Raw genomic sequence first — 17,481 nt, 5'->3', positions numbered from 1 at the left:
GCCCCGAAGATCGACGATTCCAGCCTCGCCGGCGCTACCCGCCCCAACGCTTCAATTCGTCGGGCGCGAAGTACATCTGTTGAGTAGCACCGAAACGAACCAGGATCTGGTTCTTCTCCTCGTAGAACCAGACAACAGTGCCGTAGACACCGCTCATGGGCCCACCCGTCGTTGTTACCCCGTCTCCAACCTCGAAAGCCGCCATTCCCCTAGATTACCTATCGCCCAGATGCGACGACGTGCGCAGAAGTAGTGAATCGACGCATTGCCTCTCGACCACTGCACCTTTGGGACTGCACGACCTCACAGTTATCCGAGGATGGTTGAAAGGAATCCGAGCAAACAAGCGCTGACCGTCAAGGCAGGCGGTATCCGGCAGCACGGAAGAGTCGATACCACTCTTCCCGGCTCAAACTGATATCGCTCCCGGCCACGGCTTCAGCTACTCGACTCGGCGTGGTCGTCCCCAGGACAACTTGCATCTTCGCCGGATGACGCGTGAGCCATGCCGTCGCAATGGAAGTGGGAGTCCCACCGTGATCGCGGGCGAGGTCGTCGAGAGCGTCGTTCAGTTCTGGGTAGTTGTCGCGATCACCGATGAAAACCTTTCCTGTGTAGCCGCTTTGGAAGGGCGACCAAGCTTGCAAGGCTATGTCGTTGATGCGCGCGTAATCCAGAAGGCCGTTGCTCAGGTCGATCGATTGGTCGAGACCACCGATGTTCGACGCCAAACCCGCAGCGATCAACGGCGCATGGGTGAGGCTCAGTTGCACCTGATCGATGATCAGCGGCTGCGTCACCTCGGTGGCAAGCAACTGAATTTGACCGGGTGTGTGGTTGGAGACGCCGAAACTGCGCACCTTTCCGGCCGAGTGCAGAGCGTCGAATGCAGCGGCGACCTCGCTGGGCTCGACCAGACTGTCCGGCCTGTGCAACAGCAGCACGTCGAGATGATCCATACGGAGCGCGGAGAGCGATTTCTCGACGGTGTCGAGGATGTGCGCCTTGGAGAAGTCGTAGAACCCGTCCCGGATCCCTACCTTGCTTTGAACGACGACCTGCTCGCGTTCGGAGGGCAGGAATGTCACTGCGTCTCCGAATCGACGCTCACATCCGTGCCGACTTGTGCCGTAAATATCAGCGTGGTCGAACACCGAAACACCCGCATCGCGAGCGGTCCCGACGAGCTTGGCGATACTCGCATTGTCGAGTGCTTCGATGCGCATCAGGCCGAGAACGATGCTCGACGCGCGCGGGCCGCCAGCGAACATCTCGTAATACTTCACGCACACCCTCGATCACCATTCGTGCCTGCACCGTCCAGAGGCCGCCACCCTACCCTCCTCCAGCGCGCCAGGTTCTACATTTCGACGGTGTCGTTCATGCCGACATCCGGCTTGTCGCCCGTGATTCTGGACTTGGCGTACGCGAGCAGGGTCGATACCTTGGACCCCGGCGCTGACCAGTATTCCGCGCCCTCCGCTTCCACAGAGATCAAAACGACCTCGGGAGACTCAGGGCCGTCGTCGAACCATGCTGCCGCCGCCTGATTCCATAGTTCCTTCTTCTTCGCCTCGTCGAGAACGATCTCTGCTCGTCCGGACACGGAAACCCAGGCTGTCCCCGACTGGAACGACACATTCACCGAACTGTCCGCGCGAACGTCGCCGACCTTGCGCGAATCGTTGCGCGCGAAGAACCACAGCGAACCGTCGAAGTCGTGCTCCTGCAGTGCCATTGGACGGGACAGCAGGTGTCCGTCACGGCCGTGTGTGGTGAACATGCACAGCTTCGAATCCTTCAGGAGCTCGGTCACTTTGGAGATACCGGCCGTACGGTCGTCGTCGATTGTCATTTCAGGGTTGTACCCACAGTGAGCCCCCGCAAACGACAACGGACTTGGACCCGACCGTTATCGCGCCCGTCCGGATGAAACCCTCAACTGGGTTCGGTGGTGACCGCGGTGCCGTAGGCGCACACCTCGACTCCTCCGGTGTCGCCGTAATCGTTGGTTTCGAATCGAAACGCGACCACGGCATTGCCACCCTTCGCCGTGGCTTCCGCCGACAATCGGGACAGCGCTTCGGTGCGAGTTTCCTGCAAGAGCGTGGTGATGCCCTTCAGCTCTCCGCCCGCGAGCGCTTTGAAGGAGGCACCGATATTCGATCCGATGTGGCGCGAGCGCACGGTCAAACCGAACACCTCACCGTGTACCGCTGTGATGCGATGGCCAGGAATCTCGTTCGTAGTCACGATGATCATGCACTGCACGATAGGCGGTGATTCACGACCGCGACAACGTATTCGACAAGATGCACTGGCGGTGCCAGCCGCGGTCTCCGAAGCACCGACAACCACTCCGAAGTAGGTTCCGAGCCGTACTCGAATGTCGAATCGAGGGCGCATTTCAGGGAGCCTCCCCGTTTTTCGAAACGCGCAACCCGATGCTCGTTCCGCGAACGGCGCCGCAGAGTCTCGAACTCACGCCGGGGGTGAGAAACACCTGAACCACGCCAACCCATTCTCACGCAGCCTTCGGAGTTCAGCCCCAGGGTGCAATGACGTCGATGATCCAGGTGGCTCCGAAACGGTCGGTGAGCCGAACGGAACGTGAATCGTGATGCGCTCGGACTCGATCCGAATTCAACCGACTAGGTCATGAGTCTTCGACAGGGCGGGCAGTGATCATGTGCGCAGGGGCGTCGCAGCCGCTGTACCCAAGGACGCCACGGTTCGGTCAGCCACCCGCTCGAGCTGCGCACGCGTGGCGCCGTCGCGGGCTCGTTGCGACATGCCCTGGATGATCACGCCGATGTATTCGGAGATCTCGATCGGATCCCAGGATGTCGGGAGGACGCCGTCGGCAATGTCGGCGGTGATGCGCTCCGACAGAAGCGCCACGTTGGCATTGCGCATGTCGCGCAATCGATCTGCGACACCCTGGTTGGCGTCGGTGACGCTGACGGCAGAGCTGATGATGAGACACCCACCCGGACACGACTCGTCGGTGTAGTGCGACGCGGCGTCATACAACAGCCGGGAGATCAGCTTGGCCGCATGAGGTTCCTCCGAGAAGGCGCGGTCCATGAAGTCACCGCGTGTGGCGAGGTAATGCTCCACGGCCGCGAAGAAAACGCCTTCCTTGCCACCGAATGCGCCGTAGAGGCTCGGCGGGTTGATGTGCATCGCGGAGGTCAGCTTGGAGACGGATGTGCCCTCGTAGCCATGCTCCCAGAAGGCAAACATCGCCTGTTCCAACGCGGTGCCCACGTCGAACTTCCGCCCCTGCCCCGGTACGCCTGCCATAGGACCTCCTGGTCTCGCTCCGAATTGTGATCTAGTCTACTCCTGTAGCGATCACTACGCGAATCCCTTACCCTCGGTTACGAACTTTGGTTCGCCGAAGCACCGCAAAGGAACCGTCACAGCCCGAGCTTGCAGTTCATCGTCCAGGGGGATCGAAATGCGTAGTGCCGCTTCATTCAAACTCGGCCTCAGCCACACGGCGGACGCCGACTCCGCGTGGAAGGTCGAGGCCGTCAAGCAAGTCGAATACCATGTCATCGCCGCGCGAAACCTGTTCGCGCCGAGAAGTACGCAGCTACTCGACAGTTGCAGCGCGGCACCCTTGACCCGCGGCGACCGTCGTCTGATCATCATCGATGCCAATGTCGACCGCATCCACGGCGACCGTATCCGCAGTTACTTCGAACACCACGGCGTCGACGCACACTTCGTGCCCATGCGAGCCGACGAGACAGTCAAGGAGTGGAGCTCGGTAATCCGGGTGGTCGACGCCATGAACGGCTTCGGCATCGACCGGCGCCGTGAGCCGGTCATCGCCATCGGTGGTGGCGTACTGCTCGACGTCGTCGGATTCGCCGCCAGCGTGTACCGCCGTGGAACCCCCTACATCCGCATCCCGACCACGCTCATCGGCCTGGTCGACGCCGGTGTCGGCGTCAAGACCGGCGTCAACTACGCCATGGGCAAGAACCGTCTCGGAACGTATGCGCCGGCGATCGCCACCTACGTCGACCGCGCGTTTCTCCGCACCCTCGACGACCGGCACCTGTCCAACGGTCTCGCGGAGATTCTGAAGATGGCGCTGATCAAGTCGGTCGACCTGTTCGAGTTGCTCGAAACGTACGGTCCGCGTCTGATCGCCGACAACTTTCAGGGGACGTCAGGCGAACTCGACACTGCCGCAACGCAGGTCATCGCGGAGTCCATCCACCTGATGTTGGAGGAACTGCAACCGAATCTGTGGGAGTCCTGCCTCGAACGGTGCGTCGACTACGGGCACACGTTCTCCCCCACTCTGGAGATGGAAGCGCTGCCCGCGTTGCTACACGGTGAAGCCGTCGGCATCGACATGGCCCTGACGTCGGCACTGGGTTTCCTGCGCGGCAGCCTCGGCAGCGCCGACCTCGACCGGATACTGACGGTCATGAAGCAGCTCGGGCTGCCGGTCTGGAACGACGTGTTGGACAAGACAGGACTGCTCGACGCCGCACTCGCCGACACCGTCCGTCACCGTGACGGTCGGCAGCGATTGCCGCTCCCCGTCGGCATCGGCGGTCACCACTTCGCGAACGACGTCACGCCCGGCGAAATCGCCTCCGCGCTGAAATTGCTGAGCCGAAAGAACGCCGAACTCGGAGAACCGACGGTCACGAGGGTCGCGTCATGAAGTGGGACAGCCTCTACATCGAGGGCTTCGGTTCGTATCTTCCGGATGCGCGAGTCCAGGCTGCCGACATGGTCGCCGCGGGCCGCTTCGAGGAGGTCGAGCATCAGAAGACCGGGCAGACGTCGGCGGCAGTGTCCAACCCCGACCTCGGCGAGTCCGCTCCGGACATGGCCGTTCTCGCGGGCCGAGCTGCGTTAAAAGACAGCGGAATCAGCACCGAGGACGTCGACCTCCTCGTCCACGCCGTAGTCCTGCACAACGGGCTCGAGGCGTGGAACTGCGGCGCATACATCCAGAACGAACTCGGTATCGAGGACTGTTTGCCGATCGAGATCCGGACCGCCTGCGCCGGCGCGATCGTCGGGATGGAGATGATCGGACGCTGGTTCGACGGTCGCGGCAAGGGCCTGGTCACCGCATCCGACGCGTGGCGTGAGCCCCTGTTCGATCGGTGGACCTCCGACAGCGGACTGGTCTACGGCGACGGCGCGGGGGCCGCCGTCATCGGTCCGGATCCCGGCCCGTTCCGCCTGCTGTCCACCTCCGTGGTGAGCGACGCGCACCTCGAGCAGATGCACCGCGGCCACGACAGTCTCGCCATGCAGGTCTATAGCACCGACGGTCCGCTCGACCTGCGGAAGCGGGTAGCCGGATTCACCGAAACGCATTCCATCGACGAATTCTGGTCCCGCAACTCGGCAGCCCTGTCGCGTTGCGCCGAAACAGCATTGGGTGATGCCGCCACGCACCACGGTGAGATCACCCGGTGGATCGTCCCGAACTTCGGCAATGTGCTGCTCCGCAAGCAATGCTTCGAGCCGCTGAAGATCCGCCCTGATCAGACACTTGTCGAACTCGGCCGCGAGATCGGCCACACCGGTGCCGCCGATCCTTTGCTCGGTCTCGATCTGCTCCGCCGTACCGAGACGCTGGACCCGGGTGACCGAATCATGCTCACCGGCATCGGCGTCGGATTCACCTGGGGATGTGCAGTCGTCGAATACACCGGCCACGACAACTCAACGAAGGGATAGACCATGGTCACCGAGACACGTCTGAGCGAGCCCGCAGCCACGCGTCCTACCAACGCGAACGTCGCCATCCTCTGGATGCTCCTCGCCGTATTCGGCGTCGGCACCGTCGAATATCTCGTCGCGGGTGTCCTCCCGGACATCTCGTCCGACGTCGCCGTGAGCAATTCGACGGCCGGCCTGCTCGTCACGATCTACGCCGTCACCGTCGTGATCGGCGGCCCGCTGCTCACCATCGTCACCACCCGGGTCCCGCGAACACCGCTCATCGCAGCGCTGATGGCCCTGTTCATCGTCGGCAACATCGGCACCGCATTGGCGCCGAACTTCGCCACCCTGGTCGTCTTCCGGGTCATCACCGCGCTTCCGCACGCGACGTTCTTCGCGCTGTGCCTCGTGCTGGCCACCTCCCTGGTGGCCCCCGAGTTCCAGGGCCGCGTCATCGCCCGCGTCACGCTCGGCCTCAACCTCGCTACGGTTCTCGGTGTTCCGCTGGGCACGTTGATCGGCACCCAACTCGGCTGGCGCTGGTCGTTCGCCATCATCGCGATCTTCCAGCTCGTCGTCACCGCAGCCCTCATCGTCTCGACCCGACGCGCAGCGCCGTCTCATCAGACCGGCAGCGTCACCTCGGAACTGGGCGTGTTCACCCGCGGCCCGGTGCTCTGGGCCATCGGCCTCACCGCGTTGAGCCAGGCCGCGCTGTTCGTCGTGTTCACCTACATCGCGCCGTACCTCACCGACCACGCCGGGATCTCGGCGTCCACCGTCACCATCGTGCTGTTCGTGTTCGGGGTCGGCTCGGTGGTCGGCAACCAACTCGGCGGCCACTTCGCCGACAAGGCCCTGGACAAGACGCTCTACGTCGCGCTCACCGCACTCGCCGCGGCACTGCTGGTGCTGTTCCTGTTCGGCGGCACCCCGTGGTTCGCGTTCGCATGGATGTTCGTCCTGGGCGCCGCAGGCTTCTCCATCATTCCGCCGTTGGCCTCCAAACTGATCGGCGCGGCCAGTCAAGCGCCGCACCTCGCCGCGACGGTCAACATCGCCGGTTTCCAGCTCGCGAACGCCGCCGGCGCGTGGATCGGGTCCATTGCGTTGTCCGGCGGCTACAGCGTCGGGATTCTGCCCGCCATCGGGGCTGTTCTCGCCGTCGCCGCCGTCGGATTGCTGTTCCTCAGTCGCCGTACCGCCCGGGTGGCCGTGTGAGAGCGGCCGTGATCGACGCGCCTCACTCGGTGTCGGTCGTCGAACTCGACGCGCCTGTCTGCGGTCCTGACGACGTCGTCGTCGCGGTGAAGTACGTCGGCCTGTGCGGTACGGATCTCGAACTACTGCACGGCACGTCGTCGTATCTGATGGACGGCAAGACGTCGTATCCGCATCACTTCGGACACGAGTGGGTGGGCATCGTCCAGGAATCGGGCGCTCACGTCCATGACCTCGCCGCCGGCGATGCCGTCACCGGCAGCACGATGATCTTCTGCCAGTCGTGCACGGCCTGCGGATCGGGTCGACGCAATCAATGTTCCGACCTCCGTGAGGTCGGCCTCTACGAGCACGGCGGCGCCGCAGCCGAATTCCTCGTCATGCCGCGTCGCGCCCTGGTATCCCTGGGCCGCGCTCCGGCCGAACCGGAACACGTTCTCATCGAACCCCTGGTCACCGTGCTCGAAGCCGTCGACTCGGCGTCGGTCTCCCCGGGCGATCGCGTCCTCGTCATCGGAGCGGGGACCATCGGCAGCCTCGCTATCGCCATGCTGTCGCAGTACCCCGTCACCGTCGACGTGCTCGAACCACGACCCATCGACCACCTCGGTCCCGGCGCCGCCGCACACAGCTTCACCAGTACCGAGGCCCTGGCAGGACCCTACGACATCGTCGTGGAAGCCTCGGGTGCCGACGGCGCGCTGGGAACGGGAATCGGCGTACTCCGACCGGGCGGAAAGTGCATACTCGTCGGGGTCGCCGCGCAGTCGGAGTCCATCGACCCCGGAGCGGTTGCGCTGGCCGGAATCTCGATCATCGGGGTGCGCCATGGCGTCGATCACTATCGGCGTGCAGCGGCCCTGTTCCCCCTCATCCGGCCCGCCCTGGCGTCGCTCATCGACAGCGTCGTGCCCCTCTCGGACGCGAAATCCGCCTTCGATCGACTCGAAAGCCACCGAACCCGGCCGAAGGTGGTGATCTCCATTGACTAGACCCGGCTACACGGTCGTCACCGGCGCGAGCAGCGGCATCGGCCGCGCCATCGCGCTTGCGCTCGCCACGGAAGGGCACAACCTCATCCTCGGCTACGGCAACGGAATCGATCGAATCGACGCCCTGGTCAACGATATTCGTGCGGATCATCCCGTCGATGTCGTCCCGCTTCGGCTGTATCTGCGCGACGCCCATACCGCCGTCGAGACCGTTCTCGACGCAGCAGATCGCCTCGGCGAGATCCGATGCCTGGTCAACAACGCCGGTGTCAACGACCGTTCTCCGGCCGATGCGCTCGACGTCGGCCGCATCGAGGATGTGCTGGCGATCAACACGGTCACGCCGTTGGCGTTGGCGTCGGCGGTGGGTCGCCGCATGATCGCCGACGGTATCGCGGGATCCATCGTCAACATCACCTCGGTTCACGACTCGGTGCCCATCACCCGGGGATCGATCTACTGCGCGAGCAAGGCGGCGCTGGCGGCGTCGAGCAAGGTGCTCGCCCTCGAATTCGCGCAGCACGGTATCCGCGTCAATTGCGTCGCACCGGGCGAAACGGCGACCGCGATGAACGGCGTCGACGACGAGTCCTCCTACGCCGCCATCGACCGGCCCGCGATCCCGCTCGGTCGTCCGGCGGGTGTGCACGAAGTAGCCACTGCCGCGGTGTTTCTCGCGAGCTCCGCGTCGAGCTATGTCACCGGAACCACCATCACTGTCGACGGCGGACTCGTACTCACCGCCGCCGAGGAGAACGCACGCTATGCCGGTGAACTGCACACGGCCGATACATCGAAGGCCGCCACATCGAAGGGAGCTGCATGAGAGCCATCATCGTTCACGGCAAGGGTGACCCCGACGTCCTCACCGTCGGCGAGATCGAGGAGCCCACCGCGGGGCCCGGCGACATCACCGTGTCGGTGGCCGCCGCGGCCGTCAACCCGGTAGACCTCAAGACCCGGTCCGGCTTCCTGCCCATCGAACTGACGTATCCCGCGGTGCTGGGATGGGACGTGTCGGGCACGGTCGAAGCAGTCGGCTCGTCCGTCACTCGATTCGCCCGCGGCGACACCGTCATCGGGATGATCGCGCAGCCGGCGCACCGTTTCGGTACGTACGCCGAGCGCGTCGTCGCCGACGAATCGCTGTTCGCCCACGCCCCCACCGGCGTCGGCCTCGAGCATGCGGCCGCGATCCCGTTGGCGGCGCTCACCGCCGTGCAACAGCTCGACAAGATCACGCTTCCGGCAGGCGCCACCGTGGTGGTGACCGGTGCTGCGGGCGCGGTGGGGCGCATAGCGTCGGCGATCCTGTTGTCGCGGGGCCACCGGGTCGACGCGCTGGCGCGGGAGACGGACACCGACGACCTTCTCACGCTCGGCGTGGGGACGGTGTTGGCCAAGCCCGTCGATCTCGAGCCACGGAAGTACGACGCGGTGGTCGACACCGCCGGAGTGGTCGAGGCCATCGACGGTGTGCGTGACGGCGGATCGTTCGTCTCCATCGAAGACGGCGACCAACCCGAACCACAGCGGGGCATCACCCCGGGTAAGAGCTACGTGAACGAGGACGGGCCTGGCCTAGCGGAGTTCGCCTCACTCGTCTCCTCGGGGGAGATCACCGTGCCGATCGCTCGCACATTCGGATTCGACGAAGCCCCGCAGGCTCACGCCCTGCTCGCTGCCGGTGGAACACGAGGAAAGGTGCTGTTGATCCCATGACCGTCACCACGAATGCCCGAACATCGCTCAGCACGATCGGAATCACTGTTCCCGACGCGCACGAGGCAGCCGATTTCGTCGCGTCTCTGCTCGGCGTCGAGAGTGGCAACGGCGCGACGGTTCCGGTCGGCTCCACATCGATCGAATTCACGTCCTCGCACAGCCCGAATCAGGCCCCGCCGCGCCTGGTCGACATCGGCACCAATCACCTCTGCTTCACCGTCGGCGACATCGAACGCGCTGCCGATCACCTTGCCGGGCTGGACGATGTGTCCGTTCTCGGCGAGGTGATCACCGTGCCGGAAGGCCCGATCGCCGGCAACAGATGGGTCTACTTCCGTTCACCGTGGGGGACATTGTTCGAACTGCAGAACTGGCCCGAGGTGCCGGGCTATTACGGCGACACCGACGCCCGCCTGCATCACCGACGCGAGGACCTACCGTCGGCCACTCTGCCCACGTGCCGCGGATTGGACCACTCGGGGTACAGCGTCGCCGATCTGGACGCGGCCATCGACCGCCTCGTGAATCACCATGGAGCGACGGAAGTTCTGCGGACCGACATCGAGGCCGACCGCGGCTTCATGACCGCGCAGTTCGACCTCGACGTGGAAGGTACGTCGCGGATGGCAATGGTGTCGGTGGGAGAGCTGAACATCGAGCTGTTCGAACACCACGTCGGCCGTCGATACGCCGCACGCCCACTCACCGCGAACGGCAGCAACTTCCTGACGCTTCCTGCTGAGGGTCGGCGCGACGGCGTTCGACTGTTTCCGGGTGCGCTGTGAGGTACGGACTCAACCTCCCGAACTTCGGGCCGCAGATCGATGCCGACGGGATCCTTGCGTGGGCCACCACCGCGGAAGCCGCCGGCTTCGACAACGTGCTGCTGTCGGATCACGTGGTGCTGACCGACGACGCCCATCGCCGCTCGCCCGCGCCGTTCTACGAGTGCCTGGCGACGCTGTCGTGGTTGGCGGGTCAGACCCACACCATCCGTCTGGGTAGCGGCGTGCTCATCGGCAGCCACCGCCATCCGGCGCACCTCGCGCACGCGACGGCCACCATCGACACACTCAGCGGTGGGCGGTTGATCGTCGGCGTGGGTGTCGGGTGGACGTCTGAGGCGTTCGACGTGCTGGGTGTCCCCTATCACCAACGCGGGCGGCTGACCGATGTCACCCTCGACGGCCTGGTGGCGGCATGGTCGTCGGAGACCTACGAGGCCCTCGGCGCCAGTGGCACCCCGCGCCGCGTGCACGGTGGGCCGCTGCCCGCCCAGACGCCGCACCCGCCGCTGTGGATCGGCGGCAACGGCCCCGCTGCGATCGCGCGGACGAACCGCGTAGGCACTGGGTGGCATCCGCTGCACCCGTCGAGGCAGCTGTGCGCGGCCGGCGCCGACGCCCTCGACGACGGCAAGGACTTCGTCCCACGTATCTACTTCCTGCCCACCGAGACTCCGGTCCAGTCGCCGAACCGTCCCCTCGGGTACGGCAGCGTCGAGCAGATCCACTCGGACATCCATTTCCTCGCGGGGCTCGGCGCCGGCACCGTGGTTCTGGATACCGATCCGGGCGATCAACGGTTGCGGCGATCCACCGAGCACGATCTCGAACTCGTCCGCTTCGCCGGAGAAAGCCTGGGGATGGGGGTCACGGTATGAGTCTGCAGCCCAGCCCGATTCGGCAGTCCATCACTGCGGGCGCGTTCCTGTTCGACATGGACGGCACCCTCGTCGACTCGCACGCATCCATCGAGGCGGTGTGGTTCGAGTTCGCCCAGCGACACGACGTCGACAGATCGATTGTTGCCGAGGCACTTCCGGGCCGACTCGCCGCCGATATCGTTCTGCGCGTCCTCGGACCCGCAGCCGACGTACGATCCGAGCTGCAGTGGATACGGGAGCACGAGCGCCGGAGCGTGGTGCCGGTTCAGCAGATTGCCGGCGCCGCGAGATTCCTTGCGTCGGTGCCGCCCGAGAGGTGGGCGGTGGTCACGTCGGCGACGCGATCGATGATGGTCCGACGCCTCACCGCCGCCGGGCTACCGACGCCGCGGATCGCCGTCGCCGCGGAGGACGTGACCGTCGGCAAGCCCGCCCCGGAAGGGTTCCTCTCCGCGGCAGCGCAGCTGGGCGCGTCCATCGAGTCGTGCATCGTGTTCGAGGACTCGTCGGCCGGAATGGCTGCCGCGGCGAATGCCGGCGTGCGGTGCATCACCATCGGCGACGAGCCCGGCCAGAACATCGCACGCGTCGACAACTTCGACTCCCTGCGGGTCGAGATGCGCGACCGGTCGCTGGTCATCGACCTGCACCCGGCGAAAGACGTGCATCCGGTGATCGACGCGGTTCCCGTGCGATGACCGATACTGTCTCCGTCGATCTGGGTGGTACGTGGCTGCGCATTCGTGCAGGGAGCGCGATCGAACGGTTCCCGGCGCCCAGTGTGCTGCAACAGCCTGGCCTGTCCGTGGACAGGTTGCTGCAACAGTTGGTGGATACGCTCGACGTCCACGTGCCGCACGGTGCAAGGGTGAACATGTCCTGCGGCGCGGCGCTCGACGAGCAGAAGGGCGTGGCACTCGGTTCCGGGCCACTGTGGGGCGGCGCGCCCTCGGGCGAGATTCCGCTACTGCACATGCTGTCGTCTCGACGCCCCGATGTGCGCTGGACCCTGGTCAACGACGTGACGGCAGGATTGGCGTCGTACGCTCAGGGGTTCGCTCGCCCCACCGATCGGCACCTGGCGTATATCACGATCAGCAGCGGCATCGCGGTGCGCACGGCCTACCTGGCCGAGAAGGTTGTTCCGGTCGATCACCGCGGATTGCAAGGCGAGGTCGGGCACGTGCGCGCCGTCAGTTCCGCGCCTCCGGCCGTGCTGCAGTTGCCGTGCGCGTGCGGTGGCGTCGGGCACATTTCGTCGATGTCGTCCGGTCCCGGAGTGGCGGCGGTCGCGCAAGTCCTCGGAATCGACTACGAGGAGCGGAGTTTCGCTTCTTCGCTGGCGGAGGGTATCGATGACCTCGCTCGATTGCTGACCGTGGTAGTCGAACCCATTGCCGAGTTGATCCGCACCATGATCACGCTCGATCCGCGACTCGACCGCATCGGGATCGGCGGCGGGGTAGCGGAGGGACTGGTCGGGTTCTACGAGCGCGAACTCATTGCGCAACTTGCCGGCTCGCGTTCGTATGCCGACTCGCTCACGTCGGATCGGGTTCGCGAGATCATCCACGTGTGCGCGCCCGGCGACATCGACACACTCTCCGGAGCGGACGCAATCGCCGACGGTTACCTTCGTGTGACTAAGATTTGAAAGAGGAACGATGACAATCGAACTCACCCACCGCGCCATCGTCCGGCACGGTAGCCACTCGTCCGTCGAGATTCGCCCGACGCCCTCCCCTGGGCCCGGCGAGCTGCTGCTCGCGCCGGAAGCGGTGTCGCTGTGTGGAACCGACATTCAGATCGTGCGGGGAGACCGGAACGATCCGTCCCCGATCGTCGGGCACGAGGGTGCTGCGCGAGTCGTCGAGCTGGGCGAAGGAGTGTCGGAATTCGCAGTGGGTGACCGCGTGGTGGTCAACCCGACCCATCCCCACGATTCGTCCTTCCTACTCGGCCACAATGTGGAAGGTCTGTTTCAGGAACGCGTCGTGATCGGAGCGTCCGCAGTCAGCAGCGGTCTGGTGTCGTTGCTGCCGGACGACTTGTCGAGTGTCCGAGCGACCCTTGTGGAGCCGTATGCCGTGGTTCGCTATGCACTGTCGTGTCTCGCGCGCGAGACCCCGCAAACGCTTCTCATCTTCGGGGACGGTCTGATCGGCAACCTCGCGGCCACACTTGCACCCTCGGCGATGTTCCCGACCGTCGAGGTGGCGATGGTGCACCGTACGGAGCTGGGTGCGAAGTGGACCGCCAACTACCTGCCCTCGGTGCAGAACTTCTCCTCCGGCGACGACTGGGAACGTCACATCACCGGGTCCGTTGCGGTGCTCGGCGCGACCCACCGCGCGGGAACTGTCGCCTCGATCGACGAGGCGATACGGCGTCTCGGGGATCGGGTAGTGGCCGTGCACCCTATCGGCGGGGTGCCGGCCAAGGCGACGTCGGGCCTGCTACCAGGTGTGGACATCGCCGGGGTGAGGCAAGCCAACACCGGTGGCCCGACGCCTCCCGCGGTCACCACGTTCAGCCGCGGTGCGCAGCGAGTGGCATTCACTGGTAATCGAGGCGTCACGAACGACCAACTCACCGCGGCGGCTACGGCACTGACCTCAGCGGACGACGCGATCGACGGACTACTGACCCACCGGCGCGACATCGTGGAGGGCACGGCGTTGATGAACACCATCTGCGAACAACGGACCCGGGTGGTGGACGGTGAACTCGTGATGCGGTTGGTGGTGGGGTTGGGGGCGTGAGGGGCCCGTGCCTACTTCGATAAGTGCCTCGAGGTCACGCACCAACCGAATGTAGTTCCAGCATCGATATTTCCGGCTCGGCACCTACGCGCACGGGCGGTCCCCACGTACCGGCGCCGCGCGTTGTGAAGACGGGGGTGCCCGAAACGGTCACGAGCCCTTCGATCGAGGGTTGTTGCAAGGGAACGAGATACCGCAGAGGCCACAACTGACCTGCGTGAGTGTGTCCGGAGAGCTGGAGATCGATTCCGGCACCGACGGCGTCCAACGCCTGAACTGGTTGATGAGCCGCCAACAGGGTGAATCGATCGGAAGTTCGCTCGCCGAGGGCGCGGCCGAGGTCGGGAGCATGTGGCGGCGGAGCGGAGACATCGTTGATTCCCGCAAGATCGATGAACGCGCCGCCACGCTCCAGTGTCGCAGTGGCATTGCGCAGAACTTCCACACCCAGGCTCGACCACAGCCTGGTCCATTCGTCGGCGTCGGCGTAGTACTCGTGGTTGCCGGTGACCGCGAACACTCCGAGGGGGGCGTTCAGCTCCGACAGTGGCGTCAACACATCGCCGACCAACTCGACCGTCCCGTCGATGAGGTCGCCGCCCAGAATCACCACGTCGGGATCGTGCTGATCGATCTCGCCGACGATCGCCTCGACGAAACCTGCACCTCGCGTGGGCCCGGCGTGGATGTCGGACACGAACGCGATCCGTAGACCGTCGAATTGCTGTGGGAGGCCATCCGACGCGATGGTGGTGTGCGTGACCTGAGGCTGGGCCGCTTCGACGAGACCGTATCCGACGGTACCGGCTGTTGTCAGCGCGACCACGGCGGCACCGACCCGCGCAACTCGCATCCTGGTGGGCGCACTGTCGCGTTGTTGCGCAACACCTTTGATCCGGATCGCAAGCAACACTGCACCGACCACAAGACCGCCGAGGCACAGATACAGCAGTGCGGCAGCCCACGTAGCTCCGACGAACCCCGGGCCGCGCGCCCAGGACGGATCGAAGATACTTCCGCTTCCGTAGCCGACCACCGTGAGGCACAACAAGACCGCGAGAACACAGTCCACGGTGCGTGCCAACGGACGTGACAGACGCAGAGGAGAAACGAACATGACGCGCACGAAGATCGACAGCACTGCGACGATTGCGACGAGCGCGAGAAGAGGAGCAGGCATAGTGAACGATGACCGGGTTTCTGTTGAAAGAACCATTGCAGCAGACGACGTGAGTTCGTCACGTCGGGTGCCGCTACGAAGCTGCTGGGCAACTCCGGAGCGACGGACGTCTCAGCCGATCCAGACGATGATCACGCTGGTGAGCACGCTGGTGATGATGAAGAACGGGGCATTGAGCACCCCGTAGTACAGCGGACGGGGGAAGTTGGGGTTGAGCGCAATCTGAAACGTCATGGCCGTGAGATAACCGATCCCGACGAGGAGACCGAACACGACGGCGTCGCCGACCGCGGTGATGTCCAGCGCGGTGATCAACACCGCACTCGTGATGGTGGTGGCAAGGATGCACACCACCGGGCCGAGATTACGCACGAGCGAGGACTCGGGCTCCCGCGCGTTCTCGCGGCCGAGTGCAACGATGTACGGCTTGGCGATGAGGACGGGGAAATACACGCCTGCGCTCACCGCGGAGGCCACGAACGCGGCAAGCACTGCGAGCCACTTGATATCGGTCAGAACATCGAACATTTCGGATTCCTTCGAGAATGAGCGTCCGTCGACGCCCGTTGAAGTCGGTTGGTGAAACGGGTGTGTGGTGTGCCGCTCAGAGCGCTGTCACGGCCACCTCGCCCCGCTGCGCCGCAGCAGCATGCTCACGACTGTCCCGAGAGGAGATCGACAACGCCGCGAAAACCATGCCTGCCACCGCGACACCCGCCCCGACGAGAAACGCGTCGTGGAAGCCGTCAGTCAACGCCACGGTTCGATCGACCCCGCCGGACATCGCGCGTGCAGTCGTCGCTGTTGCCACCGCCGAGATGACCGCCAGCCCCACTGCCCCACCGATTTGGTTGCCGGCGTTGACGAGACCTGAAGCGAGGCCGGCCTGTTCGTCCGTCGTTCCGGTGAGGGCGGCTACGGTCACGGCCACCAAGGAGCCACCCAGTCCGAGGCCGGTCAGAACGGACGGACCGAAGACGTCGGAGATGAATCGACCATCGGCACCGACCTGCGCGAACCAGGCCAGGCCTGCAGCCACGAAGCCCAAGGCGACGAGAAGGACAGTCTTGAACCCGAACTTGGTGATCAGCGGTGACGCGCCGCCGGCCGAGGCGATGATCGACAGAGCCAGAGGCAGGTACGCAAGACCAGCCTGAAGCGGGGTGAACCCCAGGACCTGCTGTAGGTACAGGGTGATGAGGAAGAAGCCTGAGATCAAGGATGCGCCCACGAGGAGCATGACGACGTTTGCGCCACGAAGGGTACGTAGTCGGAAGATCGACAGTGTCACCAGCGGTGCCGCACTGCGCCGCTCGATCACCACGAAGACCACCAGAAGTGCGACTGCAGCCGCAGCTCGCAGCAGTGTCGTAGTCGATGTCCATCCGGCTTTTTCGGCGTCGACGAGTGTGAACACCAACAGCGCCAGGCCGGCCGTCACGCTGATCGACCCGGGTAGGTCGAAGCTGCGGGCCCCGTCGACTCTGCTCGACGCCGGGAACAGGCGGAATGCTTGCCACACCATGAACAATCCCACGGGAACATTGACGAAGAGCACCCATTCCCATCCGAGATACTCGGTGAGCACACCGCCGAGCAGCACGCCGGCCGCCCCGCCCGCACCGGACATCGCACCCCACACCGCGAGCGCGCGGTTACGTTCGGAGCCTTCTTTGAAGGTGGTGGTGAGGATCGACAGGGCAGCAGGAGAAACGATGGCCGCCCCGAGTCCCTGCACTGCTCGGGCAATGTTGAGCCATGCGTCGTTCTGCGCCAAGCCGCCCATGAGCGAGGCGACCGTGAAGATGAGCAATCCGGTGACGAACATCTTGCGCCGTCCGAGTAGGTCGGCGAGCCTGCCGCCCAACAGCAGGAACCCGCCGAACGCGAGGATGTAGGCGTTGATCACCCAGGACAGGCCGTCTTGACCGATCCCCAGTGATTCACCGATCGACGGCAGCGCGACGTTCACGATCGACGCGTCGATGACGATCAGAAATTGAGTCAGGGCAAGTAACGCGAGAGCAAGATTTTTTGCTCTCGACGTCGAAAAATCTCGTGACATTGTGTGGACTTTCTCGAGTGAGAACTGTGCGACCCGGCGCGCGATACGCGAGCGATCGGATGTCGGGGTGCCGACTGTTGGAGAGCTGTCGAACGAGACGAACTCTCATTACGGTACTTGCTAGTATCGGATCTGTCCAGTACCGTAATTACCAGGCC

Annotated in this window: 19 protein-coding genes; 11 read left to right on the top strand and 8 right to left on the bottom strand. The window is 64.7% G+C overall.

The features are described 5' to 3' along the window. Positions 1-34: 34 nt before the first annotated feature. The 5 genes from H292_RS28780 to H292_RS0125350 all read right to left on the bottom strand — a co-directional run bounded on the left by H292_RS28780 (position 35) and on the right by H292_RS0125350 (position 3,306). Entirely contained in the window at positions 35-157 is a 123-nt protein-coding gene (locus tag H292_RS28780; RefSeq protein WP_020113261.1) for a hypothetical protein, read from the bottom strand. Positions 158-356: 199 nt separating this feature from the next. Next, on the bottom strand, positions 357-1,286 hold the full coding sequence (locus H292_RS0125375) for an aldo/keto reductase (RefSeq protein ID WP_020113260.1): 930 nt from the start codon (positions 1,284-1,286) through the stop codon (positions 357-359). 74 nt (positions 1,287-1,360) lie between these two features. After that, positions 1,361-1,855, bottom strand: coding sequence for a pyridoxamine 5'-phosphate oxidase family protein (locus tag H292_RS0125370; RefSeq protein WP_020113259.1), 495 nt, complete (start codon positions 1,853-1,855; stop codon positions 1,361-1,363). A gap of 83 nt (positions 1,856-1,938) precedes the next feature. Continuing rightward, on the bottom strand, positions 1,939-2,262 hold the full coding sequence (locus tag H292_RS0125365) for a YbjQ family protein (RefSeq protein WP_026348243.1): 324 nt from the start codon (positions 2,260-2,262) through the stop codon (positions 1,939-1,941). 423 nt (positions 2,263-2,685) lie between these two features. Next, the gene (locus H292_RS0125350) at positions 2,686-3,306 is read right to left on the bottom strand and encodes a TetR/AcrR family transcriptional regulator (protein ID WP_020113257.1); all 621 of its coding nucleotides are present in this window, start codon (positions 3,304-3,306) and stop codon (positions 2,686-2,688) included. 157 nt (positions 3,307-3,463) lie between these two features. Here H292_RS0125350 and H292_RS0125345 point away from each other — a divergent pair, with 157 nt between their 5' ends. From H292_RS0125345 to H292_RS0125295, 11 genes are read left to right on the top strand one after another with little or no spacing between them, the layout of a single operon-like run. Further along, the gene (locus tag H292_RS0125345) at positions 3,464-4,693 is read left to right on the top strand and encodes a sedoheptulose 7-phosphate cyclase (protein ID WP_020113256.1); all 1,230 of its coding nucleotides are present in this window, start codon (positions 3,464-3,466) and stop codon (positions 4,691-4,693) included. Next, entirely contained in the window at positions 4,690-5,727 is a 1,038-nt protein-coding gene (locus tag H292_RS0125340) for a 3-oxoacyl-ACP synthase III family protein (protein ID WP_020113255.1), read from the top strand. The genes H292_RS0125345 and H292_RS0125340 overlap by 4 nt, the downstream gene beginning before the upstream one ends. Before the next feature lie 3 nt (positions 5,728-5,730). Beyond that, positions 5,731-6,933, top strand: coding sequence for an MFS transporter (locus tag H292_RS0125335; protein ID WP_020113254.1), 1,203 nt, complete (start codon positions 5,731-5,733; stop codon positions 6,931-6,933). Further along, positions 6,930-7,925, top strand: a complete 996-nt coding sequence (locus tag H292_RS0125330) for a zinc-dependent alcohol dehydrogenase (protein WP_027499082.1) — start codon at positions 6,930-6,932, stop codon at positions 7,923-7,925. Before H292_RS0125335 ends, H292_RS0125330 begins: the two co-directional genes overlap by 4 nt. Next, complete coding sequence (locus H292_RS0125325) at positions 7,918-8,751, top strand: SDR family oxidoreductase (protein WP_020113252.1); 834 nt, start codon at positions 7,918-7,920, stop codon at positions 8,749-8,751. Before H292_RS0125330 ends, H292_RS0125325 begins: the two co-directional genes overlap by 8 nt. Next, positions 8,748-9,647: an NADP-dependent oxidoreductase gene (locus tag H292_RS0125320; protein WP_020113251.1), complete on the top strand. Its 900-nt coding sequence runs from the start codon at positions 8,748-8,750 to the stop codon at positions 9,645-9,647. Before H292_RS0125325 ends, H292_RS0125320 begins: the two co-directional genes overlap by 4 nt. Continuing rightward, positions 9,644-10,435 (top strand): VOC family protein, encoded by a 792-nt coding sequence (locus H292_RS0125315; protein WP_020113250.1) that lies wholly within the window; start codon positions 9,644-9,646, stop codon positions 10,433-10,435. The genes H292_RS0125320 and H292_RS0125315 overlap by 4 nt, the downstream gene beginning before the upstream one ends. After that, a complete protein-coding gene (locus H292_RS0125310; RefSeq protein WP_020113249.1) occupies positions 10,432-11,313 on the top strand; it encodes a TIGR03619 family F420-dependent LLM class oxidoreductase in 882 nt (293 codons plus the stop codon). Before H292_RS0125315 ends, H292_RS0125310 begins: the two co-directional genes overlap by 4 nt. Further along, positions 11,310-12,014: an HAD-IA family hydrolase gene (locus H292_RS0125305; protein WP_019667785.1), complete on the top strand. Its 705-nt coding sequence runs from the start codon at positions 11,310-11,312 to the stop codon at positions 12,012-12,014. The genes H292_RS0125310 and H292_RS0125305 overlap by 4 nt, the downstream gene beginning before the upstream one ends. Continuing rightward, positions 12,011-12,970: an ROK family protein gene (locus H292_RS0125300; protein ID WP_020113248.1), complete on the top strand. Its 960-nt coding sequence runs from the start codon at positions 12,011-12,013 to the stop codon at positions 12,968-12,970. The genes H292_RS0125305 and H292_RS0125300 overlap by 4 nt, the downstream gene beginning before the upstream one ends. A 10-nt stretch (positions 12,971-12,980) precedes the next feature. Further along, the gene (locus tag H292_RS0125295; protein WP_020113247.1) at positions 12,981-14,078 is read left to right on the top strand and encodes an alcohol dehydrogenase catalytic domain-containing protein; all 1,098 of its coding nucleotides are present in this window, start codon (positions 12,981-12,983) and stop codon (positions 14,076-14,078) included. A 34-nt stretch (positions 14,079-14,112) separates the two neighbouring features. On the opposite strand, the gene H292_RS0125290 is transcribed toward H292_RS0125295, so the two are convergent. From H292_RS0125290 to H292_RS0125280, 3 genes are all read right to left on the bottom strand, one after another. Next, positions 14,113-15,258, bottom strand: a complete 1,146-nt coding sequence (locus tag H292_RS0125290) for a metallophosphoesterase (protein ID WP_020113246.1) — start codon at positions 15,256-15,258, stop codon at positions 14,113-14,115. Between the two features lie 111 nt (positions 15,259-15,369). Beyond that, positions 15,370-15,786 carry a DUF1761 domain-containing protein gene (locus H292_RS0125285; protein WP_020113245.1) on the bottom strand — a complete coding sequence of 139 codons (417 nt, stop codon included), beginning with the start codon at positions 15,784-15,786 and terminating at the stop codon, positions 15,370-15,372. A 76-nt stretch (positions 15,787-15,862) separates the two neighbouring features. Next, a complete protein-coding gene (locus H292_RS0125280; RefSeq protein ID WP_020113244.1) occupies positions 15,863-17,323 on the bottom strand; it encodes an MFS transporter in 1,461 nt (486 codons plus the stop codon). Between the last annotated feature and the right edge of the window lie 158 nt (positions 17,324-17,481).

The sequence above is a fragment of the Rhodococcus sp. 114MFTsu3.1 genome (assembly GCF_000383555.1).
GTDB classification, from domain to species: Bacteria; Actinomycetota; Actinomycetes; order Mycobacteriales; family Mycobacteriaceae; genus Rhodococcoides; species Rhodococcoides fascians_E.
The sequence above is the reverse complement of the archived record's forward strand: the minus strand, read 5'-3'. Positions and strand labels throughout refer to the sequence as shown.